The 1,642-nt window shown below is 29.2% G+C and carries 2 protein-coding genes; both read right to left on the bottom strand.

What is annotated here, in order from left to right:
* Positions 1-138: 138 nt before the first annotated feature.
* Positions 139-678, bottom strand: coding sequence for a hypothetical protein (locus tag ABD816_RS22060; protein WP_344931072.1), 540 nt, complete (start codon positions 676-678; stop codon positions 139-141).
* A gap of 255 nt (positions 679-933) precedes the next feature.
* Positions 934-1,494: a hypothetical protein gene (locus ABD816_RS22055; protein WP_344931071.1), complete on the bottom strand. Its 561-nt coding sequence runs from the start codon at positions 1,492-1,494 to the stop codon at positions 934-936.
* Positions 1,495-1,642 lie beyond the last annotated feature (148 nt).

The raw sequence follows: 1,642 nt of genomic DNA, 5'->3' as shown, positions 1-1,642 counted from the left end.
TATTGACAACGCTTAATGGCGTTGCCAACATTCCAACACTATAAAATCATCATCATAATGAAATAAATAAAATAAAAAAATATCGTAAATTTAACCTAGGACTTGGGAAAGGGCTTTACATAGGAGCTATTGTTGTAATTAGTTATATTTTAATTTATGCGGATATCTATTTGCAAAATGTCCTTTTGGAACAAATTCTTTTATCTTGGAATAAACACCTTGAAAATCTTCGTAAATAACACCCCAATTAAATTCCCGCTCTGTACCAACCTGATTTGTTAACCAATATTTTAGTAAATTAAATTGGGATTTTGGATGGTCTTTATTCCAATCAGGTTTTATAGTTTTTGCCTCTTTTTCGAAATCATCAATGAATAAATTAATACCACAAAATTTATTTTCAAAAAAACATAGTCTTAAATCAAAAGTCGTTTTTTCACTTTTAAAATTTTTGTAGTAAATCCAACTATAACCATTTGATATATTTAATGAGTCTGTTATCCATTCAGGATGTTTTTTTAAAACTTCTTTTTTATTCATCCCTGGCTTTATTTCGGTTTTATTATCCAAAAAAACACCTCCATTTTTAGAGTTTATTAGCAAGGGCTTCCTTAGAGTATCACAACTTGAGAATATACAAATAAGTAAAGCTATCAAACTAATAAATCTATGGCTCATAATGTTTTTTAATGTTTTTGGAAATTAATTACAACATTTGGTGTAAGGAACGTAGGGCAGAGGATAAGCACTGTCTTTCGAATTCTCACTAAGCCAAATTTACATATTTTGCGTTTATTTTTCTCTAAATGCCAAACTGGAAATTTGGTGACCTCATAAATAAACCCAAGCCTTTAAATTAAGCCTAAACCGCCCTATGTTTTTTATAATGTTGTGCGAAGGCTCTTCCGATATAGGTTTCCACACAAAACAATTTTAATTTTTAATTGCAATTTTCCCACAGTTGATTTCATAGTTATTAAGTTTATAAATAAGTTCATCTTTCTGTAATTCAAAACCTGCTCTTATTGTTCCATTTACACCTTTGTCCGAGATTACAACCGAATAGAAAAGATAAGAGCTATTTGGTTCAATTACTGTTTTCAATTTAGAGGGTTTACTTATATTTTCGTCGAGGAAACTTATTATATCCAATCCGTAATTCGGTAATTTCTCTTTCTCAAGTGTCATTTCTTCATTTGGTAAGAACAATTTGAAGTTTATGTTAGGTTCTGAAGGGATTGTAAATAAATTAGTTGAAAAATTAATTTCTAATTCCGAATCAAAAGATGCTTTATTAGTAATACAAGTCCAAAATGTTACGTAAACGTATTCTTTTCCGTTTGTTGTTGTAAATCGTTGTCCGCCTTTGGGATAACTATTCTGAATTGTAATGCTTTTGTTAATTTTATTATCATACTCAAATTCGGTATGGAAATTCTGTCCCATTATAGTATTAGAGAGCAAAAAAAAGGTAAAAACTATATAAAATTTCATTAGTCTGCTTGTTTCTTCAGCTTCTGACTAACGTAAAAATACATCACTGATTTACAGTTATTTGCAAATCATCATTAGATAATCCAAATTTATCAATTTGTTTTCTAATTCTTTTGACCAGACCTAGTTTTCTTTTTTGGTCGAGGTA

Source organism: Aquimarina addita (assembly GCF_039539305.1).
Classification (GTDB): domain Bacteria; phylum Bacteroidota; class Bacteroidia; order Flavobacteriales; family Flavobacteriaceae; genus Aquimarina; species Aquimarina addita.
This window is presented reverse-complemented; position numbering and strand designations above follow the sequence as displayed.